This is a genomic window from Pseudozobellia sp. WGM2 (assembly GCF_017810075.1).
Taxonomy (GTDB): domain Bacteria; phylum Bacteroidota; class Bacteroidia; order Flavobacteriales; family Flavobacteriaceae; genus JADNYK01.
Window position 1 is genome coordinate 792,093 of record NZ_JADNYK010000001.1, and the last position, 21,233, is coordinate 813,325.

Annotated in this window: 20 protein-coding genes; 13 read left to right on the forward strand and 7 right to left on the reverse strand. The window is 39.6% G+C overall.

Features of this window, described 5'->3' with window-relative positions:
- Positions 1-4: 4 nt before the first annotated feature.
- From IV512_RS03525 to ribB, 9 genes are all read left to right on the forward strand, one after another.
- Positions 5-649: a peroxiredoxin gene (locus IV512_RS03525; RefSeq protein WP_100872004.1), complete on the forward strand. Its 645-nt coding sequence runs from the start codon at positions 5-7 to the stop codon at positions 647-649.
- Positions 650-727: 78 nt separating this feature from the next.
- The gene (locus IV512_RS03530; protein WP_100872003.1) at positions 728-1,042 is read left to right on the forward strand and encodes a co-chaperone YbbN; all 315 of its coding nucleotides are present in this window, start codon (positions 728-730) and stop codon (positions 1,040-1,042) included.
- Positions 1,023-1,280: a hypothetical protein gene (locus tag IV512_RS03535; RefSeq protein ID WP_209400641.1), complete on the forward strand. Its 258-nt coding sequence runs from the start codon at positions 1,023-1,025 to the stop codon at positions 1,278-1,280. The genes IV512_RS03530 and IV512_RS03535 overlap by 20 nt, the downstream gene beginning before the upstream one ends.
- Positions 1,281-1,445: 165 nt before the next feature.
- A complete protein-coding gene (tpx, locus tag IV512_RS03540) occupies positions 1,446-1,952 on the forward strand; it encodes a thiol peroxidase (protein ID WP_209400642.1) in 507 nt (168 codons plus the stop codon).
- Complete coding sequence (locus IV512_RS03545) at positions 1,945-2,310, forward strand: diacylglycerol kinase family protein (RefSeq protein WP_100872000.1); 366 nt, start codon at positions 1,945-1,947, stop codon at positions 2,308-2,310. The genes tpx and IV512_RS03545 overlap by 8 nt, the downstream gene beginning before the upstream one ends.
- Before the next feature lie 262 nt (positions 2,311-2,572).
- Complete coding sequence (locus IV512_RS03550) at positions 2,573-4,951, forward strand: DNA translocase FtsK (protein ID WP_209400643.1); 2,379 nt, start codon at positions 2,573-2,575, stop codon at positions 4,949-4,951.
- A 21-nt stretch (positions 4,952-4,972) separates the two neighbouring features.
- On the forward strand, positions 4,973-5,617 hold the full coding sequence (locus IV512_RS03555) for an outer membrane lipoprotein carrier protein LolA (RefSeq protein ID WP_100871998.1): 645 nt from the start codon (positions 4,973-4,975) through the stop codon (positions 5,615-5,617).
- Between the two features lie 79 nt (positions 5,618-5,696).
- Entirely contained in the window at positions 5,697-7,175 is a 1,479-nt protein-coding gene (locus IV512_RS03560; RefSeq protein ID WP_245224654.1) for an LptF/LptG family permease, read from the forward strand.
- Positions 7,172-8,317: a 3,4-dihydroxy-2-butanone-4-phosphate synthase gene (ribB, locus tag IV512_RS03565; protein ID WP_209400645.1), complete on the forward strand. Its 1,146-nt coding sequence runs from the start codon at positions 7,172-7,174 to the stop codon at positions 8,315-8,317. The genes IV512_RS03560 and ribB overlap by 4 nt, the downstream gene beginning before the upstream one ends.
- Before the next feature lie 92 nt (positions 8,318-8,409).
- Here the strand turns inward: ribB and IV512_RS03570 are convergent, their stop codons facing one another.
- The 6 genes from IV512_RS03570 to IV512_RS03595 form a co-directional block, all read right to left on the reverse strand.
- Positions 8,410-9,198 (reverse strand): DUF1080 domain-containing protein, encoded by a 789-nt coding sequence (locus IV512_RS03570; protein WP_209400647.1) that lies wholly within the window; start codon positions 9,196-9,198, stop codon positions 8,410-8,412.
- Between the two features lie 81 nt (positions 9,199-9,279).
- Complete coding sequence (locus IV512_RS03575; RefSeq protein WP_209400648.1) at positions 9,280-10,473, reverse strand: DegT/DnrJ/EryC1/StrS aminotransferase family protein; 1,194 nt, start codon at positions 10,471-10,473, stop codon at positions 9,280-9,282.
- A gap of 18 nt (positions 10,474-10,491) precedes the next feature.
- Entirely contained in the window at positions 10,492-11,127 is a 636-nt protein-coding gene (locus tag IV512_RS03580; RefSeq protein WP_209400649.1) for an NAD(P)H-dependent oxidoreductase, read from the reverse strand.
- 233 nt (positions 11,128-11,360) lie between these two features.
- Entirely contained in the window at positions 11,361-12,002 is a 642-nt protein-coding gene (locus IV512_RS03585) for a response regulator transcription factor (RefSeq protein WP_209400650.1), read from the reverse strand.
- A 716-nt stretch (positions 12,003-12,718) separates the two neighbouring features.
- A complete protein-coding gene (locus tag IV512_RS03590) occupies positions 12,719-14,644 on the reverse strand; it encodes a PorP/SprF family type IX secretion system membrane protein (protein WP_209400651.1) in 1,926 nt (641 codons plus the stop codon).
- 114 nt (positions 14,645-14,758) lie between these two features.
- Positions 14,759-16,021, reverse strand: a complete 1,263-nt coding sequence (locus tag IV512_RS03595; RefSeq protein ID WP_209400652.1) for a PD40 domain-containing protein — start codon at positions 16,019-16,021, stop codon at positions 14,759-14,761.
- A gap of 212 nt (positions 16,022-16,233) precedes the next feature.
- Here IV512_RS03595 and IV512_RS03600 point away from each other — a divergent pair, with 212 nt between their 5' ends.
- Positions 16,234-17,367, forward strand: coding sequence for a glycerate kinase (locus IV512_RS03600; RefSeq protein ID WP_209400653.1), 1,134 nt, complete (start codon positions 16,234-16,236; stop codon positions 17,365-17,367).
- Here IV512_RS03600 and IV512_RS03605 read toward each other — a convergent pair.
- The gene (locus IV512_RS03605; RefSeq protein WP_209400655.1) at positions 17,362-18,429 is read right to left on the reverse strand and encodes a tyrosine-type recombinase/integrase; all 1,068 of its coding nucleotides are present in this window, start codon (positions 18,427-18,429) and stop codon (positions 17,362-17,364) included. The genes IV512_RS03600 and IV512_RS03605 overlap by 6 nt on opposite strands.
- Positions 18,430-18,776: 347 nt before the next feature.
- Here IV512_RS03605 and IV512_RS03610 point away from each other — a divergent pair, with 347 nt between their 5' ends.
- The 3 genes from IV512_RS03610 (at position 18,777) to IV512_RS03620 (ending at position 21,013) form a co-directional block, all read left to right on the forward strand.
- Positions 18,777-19,199 carry a hypothetical protein gene (locus tag IV512_RS03610; protein WP_209400657.1) on the forward strand — a complete coding sequence of 141 codons (423 nt, stop codon included), beginning with the start codon at positions 18,777-18,779 and terminating at the stop codon, positions 19,197-19,199.
- 627 nt (positions 19,200-19,826) lie between these two features.
- Entirely contained in the window at positions 19,827-20,348 is a 522-nt protein-coding gene (locus tag IV512_RS03615; protein ID WP_209400659.1) for a hypothetical protein, read from the forward strand.
- Positions 20,349-20,518: 170 nt separating this feature from the next.
- Positions 20,519-21,013, forward strand: a complete 495-nt coding sequence (locus tag IV512_RS03620) for a hypothetical protein (protein WP_209400661.1) — start codon at positions 20,519-20,521, stop codon at positions 21,011-21,013.
- Positions 21,014-21,233 lie beyond the last annotated feature (220 nt).

The following is a 21,233-nucleotide window of genomic DNA, read 5'->3' on the forward strand; positions in this document are numbered from 1 at the left end:
AATTATGGCCTTAGTAGGAAAAAAATTCCCAAATCTTAGTGTAAACGCAATGAACGACTTGGGTGACACTTTCAAATTGAACGTATTGGAAGAAGCCCAAAAAAACAATAAGAAAGTGGTACTTTTTTGGTACCCTAAAGATTTCACTTTTGTTTGCCCGACAGAGCTTCATGCTTTTCAGGCTGCATTAGGTGAATTCGAAAAAAGAAACACGCTAGTCATTGGTGCTTCGTGCGATACTGCTGAAGTACACTTTGCTTGGTTAAGCACAGATAAAGATAATGGTGGTATTGAAGGTGTTACTTATCCCCTATTAGCTGATAGCAATAGAAACTTGGCCTCTACCTTGGGTATTTTAGACATCACCAATGAAGAATATGACGAACAAACTGGTGTAATTACCGTAGAAGGTGACAATGTTACTTACCGTGCCACTTATTTGATCGATGAAGAAGGTACTGTTTTTCATGAAGGTATAAACCATATGCCATTAGGTAGAAACGTAAACGAATATCTTCGATTGATCGATGCTTATACGCACGTACAAGAAAAAGGTGAAGTTTGCCCTGCGAACTGGGAAGAAGGCAAAGAAGCGATGACCGCTGACAGAAAAGGTGTTGCAAATTACCTTTCAGTTCACGCGAACTAAAAGATTTAACCATTAATTGAAACAGTGCGTTTTTACCTTTGGGCAAAACGCACTTTGTTTCACTTTAAACAAAAGATTATGGTATTAGAATTAGAAAAAGACAACCTCAAAGAAATTATTGCCGAGAACAAAAACGTGGTGGTTCAATATTCTGCTGGTTGGTGTGGCAATTGTCGCATCATGAAGCCAAAATTTAAGAAAGAGGCCTCGACTCACGAAGATATCACCTTTGTAATTGCCGATGCGGAGAAATATCCTGAGAGCAGAAAAATGGCTACGGTCGATAACCTTCCTACTTTTGCATCCTTCTCGAACGGAGCATTCAAAAATCAGGTACAGACCAACAAATATGATGTTCTAAAAGACTTGATCAATGAAGTTGCCAGTAATTAAACACCTTACGAATTTTATACAAGAGAACGACGAAGACTATGTCATCGAGACCATTGAGACCCTTGAGGCCTTGACTGAAGTACCTTCTTTAAAAGATGAGGAGTTGGATGTGATCGGAGAACTTATCTCTAATATGTACGGTGCCGTGGAGGTCATCAAATCGATAAAAGACGGTAAGCCCCAGAAAGAGGCGTTAAATGAGTTTATGCAAAGAGTGATGGGGTCAATTGACAAATAATTTTTTTATTTAATTATCGATGGTATTTATAGAATACCATCTGTGACGACTGGTTAGCTAATTTTATACAAAAAGAAGCTAACCAGTTCTTTTTTATGGTCTATGGATGCAAGTTTTCATTATTAATTTTTTTAATTTCACCCCTAATCTAAATATCTTTTAAAAATGGCTACAGTTACCTTAAAAGGAAATGAAATACATACCGTAGGAAGCCTTCCCGCAAACGGAAGAAAGGCACCTGACTTTACATTGACCAAAAGTGACCTCTCGAGTGCATCATTATCTGATTTTGCAGGTAAAAGGGTCATCTTAAATGTTTTTCCCAGTGTGGATACGGGCACCTGTGCCCAATCGGTACGCCAATTCAACGAAGAGGCTGCTGAATTAGAAAATACAGTGGTTCTTTGTATCTCTAAAGATTTACCTTTTGCCCAAGCTAGATTTTGTGGTGCCGAAGGAATCGATAATGTCGAAATGCTTTCCGATTTTAGAGACGGTAGCTTTGGTGAGGCATACAACGTATCGTTCAGCGACGGACCATTAATGCCTTTGCTCTCGAGATCTGTTGTAGTAATCGATGAATCTGGCAACGTAATTTATTCAGAGCAAGTTGCCGAGACCGTTGACGAACCTAATTATAAGGCTGCTCTTGAAGCCTTGGCCGATGCGTAAAGAATCGTTTCTTGAAAATAGAATTAAAAGTGTGGGCTTCGCTTTTCGCGGGGCCCTTCTTCTGATTCGTACCGAGGCCAGTATCAAAATTCAAGTGGCTTTGGCCATATTGGTGACCCTTGCAGGCTTTTATTTTGAAATATCGAATACCGAGTGGATTCTTCAAGTATTGGCCATATCGTTGGTAGTAGGTATTGAAGGCGCAAATACCGCTATTGAAAAATTGTGCGATTTTATACACCCAGAATTTGACAAGCGAATTGGTTTTATCAAAGATGTCTCTGCCGGTGCCGTAATGCTTGTTTCCATAGGTGCCATTATCGTAGGGCTTATAATTTATTTGCCTAAAATATTTTAACTTCTCCGAAGCCTACTTACCCTAGTCTACAAACTCGTAGCATTTGCCAAATCACCCATAATACTAAACAATAATCATTTCATTATCGTGTTTAATTGAGTGAGCACTACATCAATTTCAAATAAGTTATTGATTAACAGTTAATTAAATTAGAAATCTAATATTTACCCTGATTTAATTAGTATCAAAACGAAAAGACTTTTAGTATTCATCGTGTCGAAAAGTTCGTAATACGTATTTTTGCACACAGCTGAAAAATGTAATGGCGAAAAAGAAAACAACTACAAAAAAAAAGACGGCTTCTAAAAAGGTGAGCTTAAAGCCATCTAAACAGAATACAATTATATTGGGCAGTTTGCTGATATTGTTCAGCATGGCTCTTTTCTTTTCTTTTGTTTCGTTCTATTTTACTTGGCAAGATGACCAAAGCCTTCTTACCGAATTTAGCGACAGAAACGAAGAAGCCAAAAATTTGCTGAACAAGTTCGGAGCTTCGGTCAGCCATTTCTTTGTATATAAGGGCTTTGGAATAGCTACACTAATTTTTACCATTTTACTCTGTATCACCGGACTCTACCTTTTTCTAAACCTTGATAAAAAGGGGCTTTTAAGAAAGTGGATCTGGGGCTTAATTTTCATGGTGTGGATTTCAATAGCATTAGGTTTCGCCGCAGAAACACATCCTTTGTTGGGCGGATTGGTCGGCTATGAAATGAATGATTTTTTAAAAGACTATACAGGTGCTATAGGTGTTGTGCTTATTCTACTGTTCGGTCTTGTACTGATTCTTGTTCGCTTATTTAATTTTACCCCGGACAGTATCATTCAGTTTTTCTCTAGAAAGGGGAAGACAACATCTAAGAAAGAAAAAGACGCCAATACAACGGAATCCAAAGCTTCTACGGATGTGATAGAAGTAAAGGAAGACGAGGCACCCGTTGTAATTGATACCTATACCCACAAGAAAGATATTCCATCTATAGAAAAAGAAGAGGTTAAAGACGATTTCGAGGTGAATGTTCCTGTGGAGGAAGAGACCGAGGATAGTCTTTCTATGGAAGTAGAAAAAATCGTTGAGGAAAAAGAAGAAACAGATAATATTGCCGATAAGCTAGTAGAAGATTTCGGAGAGTTCGACCCTACCCTTGAATTGGGCAACTACAAATTTCCTACAATCGAGCTTTTAGACCCCCACGGGGTAACCGGTGGTATTACCATCAATCAAGAGGAACTTGAGGAAAACAAGAACAAAATTGTCGAGACCCTCAAGAATTACAAAATCGGGATCTCACAAATCAAGGCTACTATTGGGCCAACGGTAACCCTGTATGAAATTGTTCCGGAAGCCGGTATACGAATTTCAAAAATCAAAAACCTAGAAGACGATATAGCCTTATCATTAGCGGCCTTGGGTATTCGTATCATAGCCCCAATACCGGGCAAGGGTACGATCGGTATTGAAGTGCCCAACAAGAATGCGACCATTGTTTCCATGCGATCGGTAATCGCTTCGAGCAAGTTTCAGAAAGCGGAAATGCAATTGCCCATTGCCTTTGGTAAGACCATTAGCAACGAGACTTTTGTTGTCGACCTTGCCAAAATGCCCCACCTTTTGATGGCGGGTGCCACAGGCCAGGGTAAATCGGTAGGTTTGAATGCGGTACTAACCTCGCTATTGTATAAAAAACACCCGGCCGAAGTAAAATTTATATTGGTCGACCCTAAAAAGGTAGAATTATCGATCTACAATAAAATCGAACGCCACTTTCTGGCGAAATTGCCCGATTCAGAAGAGGCAATCATAACCGACAACGCTAAGGTTATCAATACCTTGAACTCCCTCTGTATCGAGATGGATAACCGTTACGAGTTATTGAAAACGGCTATGGTCAGAAATTTAAAGGAATACAATGCGAAGTTCAAGGCGCGTAAATTGAACCCCAACGATGGGCATAAGTACTTACCATATATTGTATTGGTCATTGATGAATTTGCCGATTTGATCATGACCGCGGGTAAAGAGGTAGAAACCCCAATTGCCCGTTTGGCACAGTTGGCCAGGGCTATTGGTATTCATCTTATCATTGCTACCCAGCGACCTTCGGTAAACGTTATTACAGGTATTATCAAAGCCAACTTTCCGGCACGTATCGCTTTTCGGGTAACCTCGAAAATTGATTCTCGAACCATTTTAGATGCCCAAGGTGCGGATCAGTTGATTGGGCGTGGTGATATGCTTTACACTCAAGGTAACGATGTTACCCGTATTCAGTGTGCATTTGTAGACACCCCTGAAGTAGATAAAATAACCGAATATATCGGTTCGCAAAGGGCCTATCCGAATGCACATGAGCTTCCTGAGTATTCCGGTGAAGAGTCTGGCACAAGTATTGATTATGAAATAGCGGATAGAGATGCCATGTTCCGCGATGCTGCAGAAGTCATTGTAACGGCACAACAAGGTTCGGCTTCCCTCATCCAGAGAAAACTTAAATTAGGTTATAACAGAGCGGGCAGAATTGTCGACCAGCTTGAAGCTGCCGGTATTGTCGGTCCGTTTGAAGGTAGTAAGGCCCGTCAGGTATTGGTGCCCGACCTGTTGGCCTTAGATCAATTATTAAGCAACGAAGGCTCTAAATAACGGGCCATAATTAAATTAAAAATGAAAAAAATTACTTTTTTACTTACCCTTTTCGTGGGTTTAAATATGTTGAGTGCCCAAAATTCAGATAAGGCCAAAGCGCTTTTAGAAGATGTGTACAGCAAAGTTAAAAGTTATGACAATATACAAGTAGATTTCAAATATGTATTGAACAACGCCGAGGCGGGCATCAACCAAGAAACCCGTGGTGAAGTAACCTTAGAAGGTAAAAAATATATCGGTAATTTTTTCGGGGCTACACAACTTTATGATGGTTCAAAGGTATATACTATAGTTCCTGAAAATGAAGAAGTTACTATTGAAGATAAATCTGAGGACTCCAATGCTCTTACCCCTGATAAAATGTTGACTTTTTATCGTGAAGGCCACAATTACGAAATGGATATTCTTCAGAATGTAAACGGAAGAAAAATTCAATTTATAAAGTTGACTCCCATTGATACCGATTCTGAAATCAAGAATATACTTCTAGGTATCGATGCCGAGACCAAACATATCTATAAGGTCATCGAGACCGGAAATAACGGTACAACGACCACTATTACAGTTAATACTTTCAAAACGAATCAGCCATTGTCAAAAACCTTGTTTACTTTTGACGAGGCCAAATACAAAAACGACGGCTACTACATTGTAAGAAACTAAGTAAGCTACCTTGAGAATTCTAGACCGATATATTTTATCGCGATTTCTTTATAATTTTCTGAGTTCGTTCGTTATACTGATGTTCATATTCATCTTTCAAACGATATGGCTATTCATTGACGATTTCGCAGGTAAAGGCCTAGATATCATGATTATAGGGAAGTTCTTTTTCTATATGATGCCCAGCCTTACAGAGAAAGTTTTGCCTTTGACCGTGCTTTTGGCCTCTATTCTTACTTTCGGAACATTTGCTGAAAATTACGAGTTTGCTGCTATGAAAGCTTCGGGTATATCGCTGCAGCGCTCTATGCTTAGTTTGATAATTTTCATGGTGCTTTTGGGTGGAGTTACTTTTTATTTCGCCAATAATGTAATACCAGCATCCGAGCAAAAAATTTATAATATGCGTCGGAACATAGCTAAAGTAAAGCCTGCCGCAGCTATTGAAAAAGGGGTTTTTAGCGATTTTGAGGGTATGAGCATAAAAGTAGATGATAAATATGGTGAAAAAGACCGTTTTTTGAAAAATGTAATCATCCACCAAAAAACAGATGCCAATGTCAACAGTACAGTAATCAAAGCTAAAACGGGCGAACTGATCAGTAGTGAAGAATCGGAGCTTATACAATTGGTTCTTAGAGATGGACATTATTACAGGGATGTAGAAAACAAAGACAATAGCACCAAAAGAAAATACCCCTTTGCCAAATCTGATTTTGATATATACAGAATGAATATCGAAGTACCGGAAATGGACCAAGACCTGGAAGAAGAGAATGTTTCGAATCGGGAAAAGATGAAAAACGTGTCTCGACTTATAAAGGATATGGACTCGATTGAGCAGGACAATAAACGTATCGTAACCGCCTTTTCAAAGAATATCGTTCAACGTATGGGAGCATTTGCGGTACTGCCGAAAATTGATTCATCCATTACAAATAGAGCAGAAGAAAAACCACATGTAGTGCCATCTACAAAAGAAGTAATCGATGAAAATACTGTTCTTGACACTACTGAAGGTAATTCTTTAAACTCAAATACCGAAGCGAAAATTGCCGAACCTTTTACGGGTGATATTATGGAGCTGTTTAAAGACTACCAACAAGGTCAAATCATTAATGCGGCGAAAAATTCAGTATCGAACATTATGACCTCGGTCGATGGTAAAAAGAACGAACTAGACAAGCGCTATGAAATACACAGAAGGCACATATTTTCTCTACACGACAAATATGCCCTGGCACTTTCATGCATAATTCTATTTTTCGTAGGTGCCCCATTAGGCGCAATTATTAGAAAAGGCGGTATAGGCCTGCCTATGGTAATCGCCATCTTACTATTTTTGGCCTATTACTTTATAGGGGTTTTCGCCGAGAATTATTCCTATAAAGGCAATATTCACCCTATTGTCGGGGCATGGGTTTCTTCAATGATAATGTTACCTTTGGGGGTCTATTTGACCCAACGCGCTACGGCTGACAGAGGTATGATGAGCTTTGGCAACGGAATAGATAAAATAAAGAGACTCTTTATAAAAAAGGCTAAATCAGAGGAATGAAAGTTACCGATACTGACAATACAATTCAATTGAACACAATTGAAGAAGCTATAGAAGACATAAAGAACGGCAAGGTCATTATAGTGGTCGATGATGAGAACCGTGAGAATGAAGGAGATTTTTTGGCCGCAGCGGAACTGGCCACACCTGAGACCGTAAATTTTATGGCTACTCATGGTAAAGGATTGATTTGTGCCCCGTTGACCGAAGGTCGATGCAAACAACTTGGGCTTCACATGATGGTCACCAACAACACAGACCCCTTGGAAACGGCTTTTACCGTATCGGTAGATTTAAGGGGCAAGGGAGTCACCACGGGGATTTCCGCTTCGGACAGGTCAAAAACGGTTCGTTCATTGGTCGACCCTGCAACGAAACCCCATGATTTGGCACGGCCGGGTCATATTTTTCCATTGATTGCCAAAGAAGGTGGCGTTTTACGCAGAACGGGGCACACCGAGGCCGCCATAGATTTTGCGCGCCTAGCGGGTTTAAAACCGGCCGGTATTATCGTAGAGATTATGAACGACGATGGTTCTATGGCACGCCTACCAGAACTCTATGAGGTTGCGAAAAAGTTTGACCTAAAGATTGTTTCAATTGAAGACTTGGTCGCCTATCGCATGGATCATGATAGTCTTATTATCAAAAAAGAAGATTTTGAGATAACCACACGTTTTGGCAATTTCAGATTACGCGCCTATCAACAAACTACCAATGACCATGTACATTTAGCCTTAACCAAGGGAACTTGGAACAAAGATGAAAAAGTATTGACTCGCATCAACTCGACTATGGTCAACAATGATATTTTAGGTACGCTAACGAACAATGTCGATGCAAAGTTAGAAGATATGTTCAACGCCATTAATAAAGAAGAAAAAGGGGCCATCGTTTTCATTAACCAGAACCCCAAAGCTTTGAATCTATTGGCACGATTGTCAGAGCTTAAAGAGCTACAAAGACAGGGAGTTTACAAAGCTCCAAAAATTGATATGGATTCTAAGGACTTCGGTATCGGAGCTCAAATACTTCATGATTTAGGAATTGTGAAGATGAAGGTACTTTCCAATTCACCGGAAACCAAGCGTGTGGGTATCGTAGGTTACGGACTCGAAATTGTCGAATACGTGGGATATTAAATACCTTGGTTTATAAATACAGGAAATAAAAAAAAGGTGCAAGTTTAGAACTTGCACCTTTTTTTTGGTTCGTGTGCCTAAGTAGGTAAACCTTAAAGCTTTCTCAACCAAATATTTCTAAACTGGGTCTTATTACCATGATCCTGAAGCGAAATCACATCATCACCATGAGCTTCTGGGTAGTTATGAAGTCCGATATAGAAAGTGGTTCCGTTTATAGCTACATTATTTTGAACCAGGACGCCATTATGCAAAACGGTAATGGTCGCTTTGGTATCGATTTCCCCATTTTCCTTAAAACGAGGCGCTCTATAGATAACGTCATAGGTATTCCATTCTAACGGACCTCTCATAGCATTCACCAATGGTGCATGGTCTTTATAAATACTACCTGCCTGCCCATTTCGATAGGTTCGGTTATTGTACGAGTCTAAAACTTGTAGCTCATAGCGGTTTTGAAGAAATACACCACTATTACCTCTACCCTGACTTTCGCTCTCGACCTTATCAGGTGCGCTGAATTCTACATGAAGCTGGCAATCGCCAAACTTCATTTTTGTACTGATCCCACCTGAACCTGGTACCACCTCCATATGGTCATTATCAACAATTTTCCATGGGGCCGGTTTTGAGGGATCCTTTTGGCTTACCCATTGGTCTAAAGTTGAACCATCAAATAAAATAATGGCATCGGAAGGGGCGTCGCCCAATTTCTTGGCCGGCGTTACTACTTCGACCTCGGGTTCCCAAATTTCGGTCATTTCAGGTTTCATGGGCATTGGAGATTCTTCAGGAGGAACACTTGTATACTTTGTTTGTGCTTGTATTTGAGCCGCGAAAACAAAGGTCATTAGAAGAATCGGTAGTTTAATCAGTTTCATTTTATAGTTTGTTTAAGTTCTATTACTAATTCGGAAATAAATATAAATAATTAAATCAAGTCGGTTAGGGTTTGATTTATTTTAGATGGATTTCGAAATAACCGCTACCATTTTATCGGCCCTAGCCCTAACCTCATCTTCTGCCCAACCCAATTTGATCAAACACGAAATATTACGGCCCACCCAATGGTCTGACTGTGAAAAATCAACGGTCGAATAGTCACGTAAAAGCTCATTGACCTCCCATGACACTTTAGGAAGTGACTTTTTAGCCGATAAATGCTCCCACTTACGATAATAGTGCCAATTATTGTCAAACCAGTAAAAACAAGCGTCTACGCCAGCTGTACCCAGTGCCCCATGTACCCTCTTGGCCGTTTCACTATCCGGTAAAAAGAAACTCAAAAAAGCATAGCTCTCAACTCCGCCGTCAGGAACTTTTCTAAATGTCAATCCTTCGATGGAAGCTAATGCTTCCCTGATAATCATATAATTTCTTTTCTGAATCGATAGAAATTCATCCAATCGCTGAATTTGGGCCAGACCGACCGCGGCATGCAATTCGGATATTCGAAAATTATACCCCATAAACGGATGGGTCTCCGCCCCCCTATCATTACCCACATGATCATGACCATGATCTGAATAATGGTCGGCATTCAACTTGAATTGGTCGTTGTTCGTTATTACCGCACCGCCTTCACCGCATGTAACCGTTTTTACATAATCAAAAGAAAAACAACCTAAGTCACCATAGCTGCCTAACGGTTTACCTTCAAAAGTGCCTCCGATGGCTTGGCATGCATCCTCAAAAAGCAATAGATCATGCTTGTCACAAATTGTTTTTAACTTTTTCAAATCGGCCATAGAACCGCACATATGTACGGGCATCACTACTTTTGTACGCTGGGTAATTGCCTTTTCCACTGCTTCTGGGCTCAAGGTCAAAGTGTCATCTACATCTACCAAAACGGGAATGGCGCCTAACGCTAAAATCGATTCAAAACTTGCGACAAAAGTAAATGTGGGCATGATTACCTCGTCGCCTGCCCCAATACCGGCACTAGCCAAAGCAACGGTCAGGGCAGCCGTACCACTACTGACCAATTGGGCATGTTTGACCTGCATTTTCTCGGCCAAGACCTTTTCAAGTTCCAAGGCCTTGTAATGACCATTTCTCATTCCGTCAAAACCGTAGCGCATCAGCACTCCGGAATCCATCACATCTTGTACTTGGGCTCTCTCTCGATCCCCGAAAAGCTCGAATCCTGGCATGTATTCTATTTGAGTTTATTAGTTGAATTCTATTATACTGTCTTCTAAATTCTTACGCACTTTTTTCAGTTCCGAAAACATATCGTCCCCAGCACGATACCCCACCGGTAAGACGAGTGCAGAGGTCAACCCCATATCTGCTAAATTTAACACCTCATCATAAGCTGAAGGAATAAAACCTTCCATGGGGCAAGAATCAATCTTTTCCATAGCGCAGACGGCCAATAGATTTCCCAGGGCCAAATAGGCTTGATTTTTAGTCCAAATCTGTACTTCTTCTAATTTTTTTACTGAAAAATCACTTATCAGTGCCTTTTTAAAAGGGTCTAGTATTTCATCGGCAGTGCCCCTCACCCTCTTCACCTGTTCAAAATATTTTTGAATGTACTTTTCGTCAATTGCGATCTGGGTACATATTACCAACAAATGAGAAGCTTGGGCCACCTGTTTTTGTTGATACGAATGCGGTACTAAGCGTGCTTGAATTTCTTTATTTTGGATGACCAACAATGTAATCGGCTGAAGACCGTAAGAAGTTGCCGTTAAGTTAAAGGCCTTTTTTAAACACCCTATTTTTTCATCGGGAAGCAATCGGTCAGCATCAAATTTCTTAACTGCATACCGCCATTCTAAGTTCTTAATCGTATTCGCCATGATCAATTCTTACTGTCAATTTGAAAACCTAACCAAAACCAATTTCCTAGAAAAGGATGGTTTTAATTGTAGGGAAACAAAAATAACCCGAATTTATTTCTTAGCTAAGCAATGGGGGCTTAAGCTTTAGCAAATCGACCCTATTAAATAAGAAAGAGACCGCCAGTACTGACGGTCTCTTTACAGGAGTAAGGTCTTCACCTCGTGAAGCCCAGCCAAATCATATTTTAATATTATATCAATGCACGCGAAATTTCCATTTCTTGCAACTTTCTCAATGCTTCTGATTTAGAATTCACGTTCAGCTTTAAATAGATGTTTTGAATGTGAAAATTAATGGCACTTGCCGTTACGAACAATTTCTCAGCAATAGTCTTGTACGTAGCCCCTTGGCAAAGGTATTCGATGACCTGATTTTCTCTTTCTGAAAAATAATCGTTCGATTTTCGTTGGAATTTTGAAATAATCTGACTCACGATATCATTGCTCATAGTGGATCCTTCATTCTTGATGGAGTCTAAGGCATTGTACAATTTTCGCTCGTTAATCGGTTTTGAAAGGTAGCCATTGGCCGTTTTCTTGAACGCTTTTTTTACCAGCTCATATTCTTTATTCTCACTGAGCATGATAATTTTGACGTTGGGGTCTTTTTTTCTGAAAAGCTGAATGCCCTCAATACCAGAAGTATCGGGCAATTCAACTTCAGAAAAAATAATGTCGGGCTTAACTTCATCAAATTCGGCTACAGCTTCAGAAATAGTACTGTAAATTCCACCAAGGGAATATTCGAGATACGATTCAAAATACTTTTGGTAAGCCTCGTGTAAAAATCGATCATTATCGATCACAATAATCTTTGGTAACGTGGTATTCATGGTAGTGGGTATTAACGATATATTTTCTAACCACTTAATTGTCAGAAATATATCTAGGTTAAATTTGGGACTGAATTTTTGTTTTTAATCGTATTGCCGGTAAGCAATTATTTAAAATTTGGCGTAGAAAGGTGCTTCTTCTTAGATGGTTAGGTCTAGAAGTATCACAATTAAACTCTGCTTAAGGGCATAGACGGCACTAGGGAGGGTACTCCCGAAAGTCTTTGCTCAAAAAAAGCAACAGTTATTCTTTTACGCTGGGTGAATTTTTAGATATCGATACCGATGTGTATCAAAATCAAAATGACGCTTAATTTTTTATTTCTCAGAAGTTGAGATAATGTAAACTCTTTTTAGAGTTTTTACAGCCACGTCTTTTACGGAATTGATGTAGGAAATGATTCATGGTCATGGGATTTTGGGGATTCATAAATAGGTTAATTCGATTTGGTTCAGTAAACATAATAATTTTTATTTCACGTCTCTTTTATTGCGTCCCATTTTCGTCAAACTACACCAAACAGCCCAATTTTAATGCATTTAATCGGCATTTTTGTATTTAATCGATATCTTTTTTTAGCAGTTTTAACCTGATGATTACCTACGAAATTTTAGTTTGAAAGGGCTAAAAACAAAAAAAACAGCAGGGCCTCCCCTGCTGTTTTGCCTAATTTTCTACCAAAAAAATCAGGTCCCACTAACCATAAGTTAATATTTTAATAGTCGTTGTACATATTATCAACGATTGCAGAATGATCATCTACCTGCATGATCCATTTTTCATCTTGGTACTTACCATCTAAGTTGGTTACATATGCATCTTTTGCATCTTGTTTGAAGCTATAGTCTGCCAAGTAGACGTAGTATAATCCGTTTTCTTTGTTATAGAACTGCCCTGCTTTAAGACCTTTCTTTTTCAAGCTCTCCATAAAGGCGTTCATATATTTTTTGTTGCTATACACATTTGCAATTACGAAATAGCCTGATTGAGCTCCCACGATATTGGCCTGGTTCAGCACTCGAATAGGCAGATTCACTTCTTCTTTTATCTTTGAGACATCGTTGTTGCTTCCGGTCACCGGTTTAGCTTCCGCCTGTGCCACACGGTGCTCTCTTTGACGTTGTATGGCCTCTTCTCTCTTGTTGAAGAATGTGTCTACTGATTTGTGTATTTCGTTATCTACGGTCGCATCCGCTACTTGGTTGTCGACATCCGCAGTCAAGCTTATGTTAGCATCCTCTTTATCTGAAACTTTAGGGCTTTCTTCAACAACGGCCAGCTCTTTTTTAGCGATTGCAGTCTTTGTTGTACCGTTCTCGGCCAAGCCGGTATTGAACTTAGGTGTCTTCTCTTTCTTAATTTCAGCGTCGGCTTCTTTAGACTGACGTATTTCTTGCTTTAATACATCTACCAAACTCTCTAAGCGTGATTGAAAAGCAGCATCCCTGGCGGCATCGATAGAATCTTGTCTTAAAATCATCTCATCTAGTATCAAACGGTTCTCGTACGCCAAAGAATTAGGATCATCTAGGGCCGAATTTGCTTCTATCGCTTGTTTTTTAAATGATTTTCTTTCTTTGTTCATTGCCTTTTCGTTCTCGGCGGTCAACCTCAATATCTGCTCTTCGTAGTTTCTAACGATACGATCTATCTGTGCATCGTTCGAAGCATCTACCAGGCTATTGACCTTTGAGCCATGGTCTTGAAAATTATAGGCCAATGAAACTTCATGGTTCCACCCTAAATCGGCATCGTCTTGATTCAAGTCTTTCTCCAATAGGTACCCAATAGACATTCTTTTGCTCAAGTTGAACCCTAGACCGGTGCTCAGCCCATAGGTATCATCATAATTTGCCTGAAACCAGCCGAAGGTCGGTAGGTCTAGTACCATAGAGCCCACATAATCTAAACTACCATCTTCGTTTTGGCCCACTTGTACCATTGGCATCAACCTTGCGTCGGCAAAAATACCGCGATTGGCCATAAACTGGTGACTGTACTGTACAGAAGCCTTAACACTCTTCGTACTCATATTGGTCAAAAAGGTATTGGCGGTCTGATTGTATTTGAATAGATCGGTCGCATATAGACCAAAATCAAAACTACCCAATGAAAGGGTTACCCCTGGCTGAATTGCCACTTTACTTTCTTTTTTCGAGTCAAGTATTTTATTATCATTTTCCACAGCTACAATTCGATTGCGATCCAACCCTTCATTATAATAGGTAAGATTAGTACCAAAAGTAAGCTTGTTCTTATCACCTAACTTTACCGCTGTGGCATAGTTGGCGTTAAAACCGAACTCTTGAACTACACCAGACCATTGACTATATACACTAATACCCAAGGCGGTACTCTCGTTCAGCTTATTACTGAAGCCTAGAAAGTAGTTCTGATCGTTATCTTCAAAAGTTGCATATTGATTTCTATGCAGAATATTGATATATGACTTGTTTTCTCTCACCAACGAAAAGGTCGGGTTGATCAAAAAGCGATTATAAAACAATTGGTTGTGATAGGTGCTTTTTGAATTGATTTCGGTAATCGGTGCTTCTTGGCCGTAGCTCATCTGAAAGCCCAACATGGCACAGAACAAAAAAAGTAGGCCAAATCTTTTGGTAGTATTACTATTGTAGCTCATGGTAGTAGTATTTGGGATTTAAAGGGGTGGGCGTTCAAGGCCCTACAAATGGTCATAGTTTAATATGTAGGCCGCAGGTGGTAACCGAACGACCTACTCTATTGACCCATTTGCTTATTCATCTTCAAACATTGAAGAGGTATATCGAATTTGGCTTTCTGAATTCAAAGCCTCCATCAATTTATATTCGTTCTTATCGTACGAAGGTTCTTCTTGATCAGCGTATGTGAACGCTATACGTTCAACACCACCTTTATTCTTGCCACGATTCGACATAACATAGGCCTTACCGCTCTGACTGGTGAACGCAATGGCAAAATCATCATCGTCGCTATTGATTTCGCTACCCAGGTTCATAGCTAAATCTACTTTTCTATTATCAACTTGGGTCATATATACGTCAAGACCACCATAACCCCTTCTTCCTTCAGAAGCGAAAAACAAAGTCTTGTTACCCACTACGTTCGGGTATAGGTCGTTCTTTTCGGTATTTACCTTTTTACCTAGGTTCTTGGCAACGCCCAAGCTACCATCGCTCAATATCTCTGATACATAGATATCGAACTCACCGAAACTGCCAGGCATATTAGAGGCAAAAAACAAACGTCTACCGTCGGCGGAAATAGCCGGATGTTTGGCCGATGAATGGTTTGGTGCAGCTGCAACCTCTTCTATATTCGTCCATTTTCCGTTTACTCGTTCGGCACGGTAAATTTTGTGTATTTGCTCTTTTTTAGAAAATAACCCATACAAGGGTTTCTCGCTTACGGTTTTGCTGAAGAAAGCCGTGTTTCCGTCAGGTGTAACCGCCACAGGCATTTTATAGGGGTGGTTCTTGTCGATATCATCTCCGATAATCGATTTAAGACCTTGTTCGGCCACTTTTTGATCGTCGACCACAAAAGACCCGTTCGAGCTCTGAAAATCAAGCTCTCTATATCGTTCTGAAATCGGCCTATCTAGAAAAGTTTCGACTGTTCTCTTTTTGATCTGATAGTCACTTTTAACTTCGGCCAGCCAATCGTTGCTTTCTAACGAAGCCGTATCAGCTGTTTGGTTCGACTTCTTTAAGGCGAAGTCGTATCGTTTTTGATAACTCTTACTCAGGGGCTCGCCCTTTTTAGATTCTTTCAACTGCCCGTACCAAAAAGAGGCAGCCGTATAATTCTCATTTAGAAAGTTGGCATTGCCCAAGTCTTCAAAAATCTCTTGGTCTGTGTAGCCTTGATCCTTCAAAATTCTGTAGTGTTCCATCTTTCTCTCGATTTGACGGTCGGCCACAGTATTTGATTTGGTAGAGTACTGTGCTGTTGCCGTACTGAAGCAACAGGTAATTGCTAATGCGAAAAACACATTGTAGGTTAGCGAATTTTTCATAATAATTCGATTAGGGGTTAATATCTGACGACAAAGTTCACTAAAACCTGCTCACTGGTACTTAATAAAAATTCATAGGTTTAAGCCTAATTTCACTTAAATTATGTTAAAATTGGTAGTTGAACGCTTAATTTTGGCATTTCAACGTAGAAAAAATAGTTAAACAGGTCGATATTTACCTAGTAAACTAACCACAGAACACCTCTAATTTGATGAAATTCATAGTTGCCCCAGATAAGTTTAAAGATTCGTTGACCGGTTTTGAATTCTGCGATGCAGTGGCCAATGGTATACATTCGGTACTCGATACTGCAGAAATCATTAAAATGCCATTGGCCGACGGTGGTGATGGTACGATGGAAGTGGTTCGACATTATATTAAAGGTGAAATCATTACCCTAACTGCCCAAGACCCACTATTCAGGCCCCTGGAAACCTCATACCTCTTTTCTGAGCAGAATAAGGTCGCCTATATTGAAATGGCCGAAATTTCAGGCCTTAAACTTCTATCTAGTGGCGAACGTGATTGCATGCGCACTACAACTTTTGGTACCGGGCAGCTTATTGCCGATGCATTGGATATCGGAGCACGGGAAATTATTTTAGGCATAGGAGGAAGCGCTACCAACGATGGTGGCCTGGGAATGGCCGCGGCCTTAGGATACCGTTTTTTAGATGCGAATGGCCAAGAGTTATCGCCCGTAGGAAGTAATCTCATAAAGGTCAAGAGCATAGACAGCTCAAAGATGAATCCGCTAATCGCCAAAGCGGCTATTAAAATAGCCTGTGATGTTACCAATGTGTTTTATGGGGATGACGGAGCCGCCAAAGTATATGGTGCCCAAAAAGGAGCCTCACCAGAAGATATTGTTCATTTGGACAAGGGCCTGCAAAATTTTTCGAAGCTGATCAAGGAAATTTACAAAACAGACCTACAAACTATTAAAGGTGCTGGGGCCGCTGGTGGAATCGGTGGCGGAGCGATGGTTTTTTTGAATGCTGAATTGGAATCGGGTATCGAACTGGTCAAAAAGTTGGCCAACTTTGATCAGGTTATCGAGGGGGCCGATTGGATCATCACCGGTGAAGGGCAGCTCGACGGGCAGACCCTATCGGGAAAGACAATAGATGGCGTTGTTAGCTCTGCAGCGAAACACGGTATACCGGTGGCGGCTTTCTGCGGTTCGGTAGCCATCACCCAAGCGCAACAAAACGAACTGGGCATAGTTTATGCAGCATCGATAATAAAGGGAATTTCGACCTTAGAGCAGGCTATGAAAAAAAGTTTTGCCAATTTAGAATTTGCCAGTTACAATTTTGCCCAACTCATTCAACATACTTTATAAAGAGTCTATCGGACTCTTTATATTAGACAAGCTTCTGGGGGTTACCTTGGTATAAACCTGTGTAGTCTTAATACTATTGTGGCCTAAAAGCTCTTGAATAAAACGCATATCGGCGCCTGCCTTTAGCAAGTGAGTCGCATAACTGTGCCGTAGGCCATGAACCCCTATTCGTTTATTTACACCCGCCTTCTTCATCGCCGTCTTAAACACTTGTTGAACACTACCTATGGAATAGCGCCCACCATATTGCCCCTCTAATAGGTAATCTTTGGGTCTATACTTTAAATAATATTCTCTGAGTTTGGGCAGTACGCTGGCCGGCAAGGGCACATACCTGTCTTTTTTTCCTTTGGCCGAGGTTATATGCACTACCATTCGCTGGCTATCGATATCTTCGACCTTTAGGTTTACCACTTCTGACACTCTTAGGCCCATGCCATAACAGAGTTGCAGTGCCATTGCATGTTTTTGGTTTTTTGTAACCTGCAATATTTTTTTCACCTCTGATTTATCCAACATTTTGGGCAGTGTCAAGGGTTTCTTTGGCCGGGGAATATCGAAAAACATTTTCGGACGGTGTATAACCTGTTCAAAATAACACTTGATAGCATTTATTTTTCCGTTTATTTTTCGTTCTCCCATACCCTCTGTTTTTAAACAGTACAAGAAATAGTCTTTTAACTTTTTAGCGTCGAGCTTGTCTACCGGGTAATTTTTTAAAAGACTCAACAGATGATTGAATTCAGCCAAATAGATGCGAACCGTGTTTTGACTATACCCTTTTAATTGTAAGTGTTCATGTAATCGAATGTACGCCTCTCGATTTACAATATTGATGTTGTCCGATTTTATTGTAATACTATTTTTTTGGTCGATATTCAACTCCCTTCGAATCACGGGTAAATCGGGTAGATACCAAGCTTTTTTAGTCTTGCTCCACCTTGCTGACGGAAACCTTTGGCGCAATTGTTCTTGGAGTAATTTGTTATATTTAAACTTGATAAGAATTATTCTTTTATCTCGATGAATGTCGGGTTTGAAAGAATATTTTGAAAAATTCATATTAGGTAATTTGTATATCAGAATTGCTAATATAATAATTTGATATACAGATTGCCAAATACTAAAATTTAATAAACACCTGATTTTGTGATACTTTCAAAAAAATGGGTTTTTAACTCACTAAAAGAAAGTTGTATATATTTACGTGATGTCGGCAATACCTCAACCTCAACCTTTGTTGAAAAATTTCTGCCTCGCTTCGCTAAAATTTTTCAAGTCGGTTACGAGGTCTCGCATACAAAACGAAACTGACGTTTCTCCTGTTTTGTAGTTGCCGACATCGGCTGGCGGGTACTCAAAGAAAAAAGCCCTTGCACCATCTGCGATGGCGACTAAAATATTTTATTATGGATGAAGAAATAATTAAGTTTCTTAACAACATAAACAGAACATCATTTCATACTCTTCAAAGTCATCACAATTTTGAGAACGAGGATGACTTTTTTAAATACACTAAAACAATTGTTTTTTTAGCGGACAAAGGAATAATAAAGTACGAAAGCGATTCCACCTACAGGTTAACCGATTTAGGTATTGAAATAATCGAAAACGGTGGCTGGGCAAATCACAAAGAAAAAGAACGTATTAGAGAGGTAGAAACAACACTCTTAGATGGCATAGAAAAAGACAAAAAAATAGTCGAGTATCAACTTGCCAAACAAATGCTTAAAGAATACCCAAAAACTAAATGGATTGCAAGGTTTGGAGCTTTAACAGCTGCTATTTTAGGATTGAAAGAATTAATTGAATGGATAATGACACTATCATAACAACAATGTAAAATCTTATTTCCTGTTCATCTGATTTAAAAAATTTCATAATATAAAGTTTTGTATTTACCAATTCGTTATTATTATCTCGTTTTGTATGAAAAAGTACTGCAGACATCAGCGGTTATATACAATTTCTGCAGGGCTAAAACCCTTTGCAATTGTGGGCTTTTTTCTTTGACAGCTTTTTCGGGCTCCCTGTCATTCAAAGCAAGCTTTAATGCCACCGCCCTGCAAAAACTGTACATACCCGCCAGCCGATGATGCACAATTCACCTAAAGGTGAACCCAAATCGCTTCATTGTCGCCAGGCTCCAATTCCCGCCCTTTGGGAAACGTGCATCATCGCAGGGCCATGTCAGATTGCAAGGGCCGTAGGATAAGGGACCATCATATTTTTATCACCTTCAGGCGCCATCGAGGAAAACTGTACAGATCAACAGCTATATGCAATCTGGTGTGCTCACTTGTATTTTTCCTTTTTACGTACCTTTCGGTACGACAAACAAAAATCCAAACGCACGACTTCACATAGCCCTGCGTTGTGTGCTATATTGACAACGCCGAAATTTCTGAATGGACATTTTCTTCTTCTATATCCTCATATTGATTGTCGTTTTACTAATAATGGCTGGAATTGTTTGGCTGGGTTATTGGATTCCAAAAAGACGTGGTAACAAAAAACTAGGAAAAGTCATCGCTGGAATTTTAGCCACCGGATTTGTGCTTTTAATACTAGCATATATTTTCGATGACTATTTATTCTTTAAATCGGATGCGAGAAAAAATTTGGCGGAAATGGACATTGAACTCGTGGACGGATTTAAAATTTTATCTAATGAAGATGGTGGACTTATGGACTATTATCACACTTTTAGTCTTGAAATTAGTGGAAAGGACAAGGAGAGGTTAATTGACCAAATAAAATCTTCAACCGATTACACCGATTCAATTCAGGAATATAGATATCTGCCAAGTGAGGCGGAAAATAGGTATGAGGGAGACACATTGAAAGTAAATTATCAGACGGAAAGAGAGTACCGAAAGGAAATATTTTATCCGAATGGACAGGGATATACACCAACCTACAAGATTGTCAGCATTTCGAAATCAAAAAACGAACTGAAGTTTGAGCATATCTTGGACTAGAAAATACAGCACACAACACAGTGTATAATTAATTGCGGTCGGAAATTCAACAAGTGAATTTCCTGCAATCAATTATCTTTATAGTCAGGCGGACATTTTCCGTTGGAAAAGTCCGCAACTAATCATACACATGACCGTTGGCTGCAAGCTGAAACAATTGAAAGAACATTATGAAAAATTTAATCCTTTTACTTTTTCTTATGCCAGTTGTATTAATGGCACAAGATAATTCTTTGACAATTTTTAAATCATTGGAAAATTACACTTGGAAAGCAGAAGGAACTTGGGGAGATGGAAGCAAATTCAAACAAGAGATAAGTTTGAAATTTTCATTAGACAACAAAATAGTTATAGTTGAATCCTTGGGATTCACGAATAAAGAACAAACTGAGTTCGGTTTAAGAAATCACGGAATCAGACAATATGACGAGAAATTAAAAAAAATAAGGTTTTGGGAGTTCGATGTTTTTGGCAATCTAACAGAAGGAACTGTGGAGAGCGAAGAAAAAAACTTGAAATACATGTATGATTACGGAGGAACATTTGTTACGGAAATGTGGATTTATAAAGATGAAAAAACATACGACTTCATTGTAGGAGTTTATGAAAATGGAGAATGGAAACAAAAATTTCTTGAAACTGAATTTAAAGGTAAAAGTAAATAAAGCCTGACAGCCAACAATGGCTATAAGTAATTGCTTGTTCTCGCCTACTTCTGAAAATCCTCGCGGATTTTCAGTTTGGTGTGTACTTGCAAAGTTAAGTGCTAACCCACGCAACTACTCATAGGTACTGTGTCAAAAAACAAGTTTTTTCCTTGAAATTTCAGGAAACAGGTTGAGCGATCAATTTGTTATCCCGCGCAGCAAGGGCTTTATGCTTTTG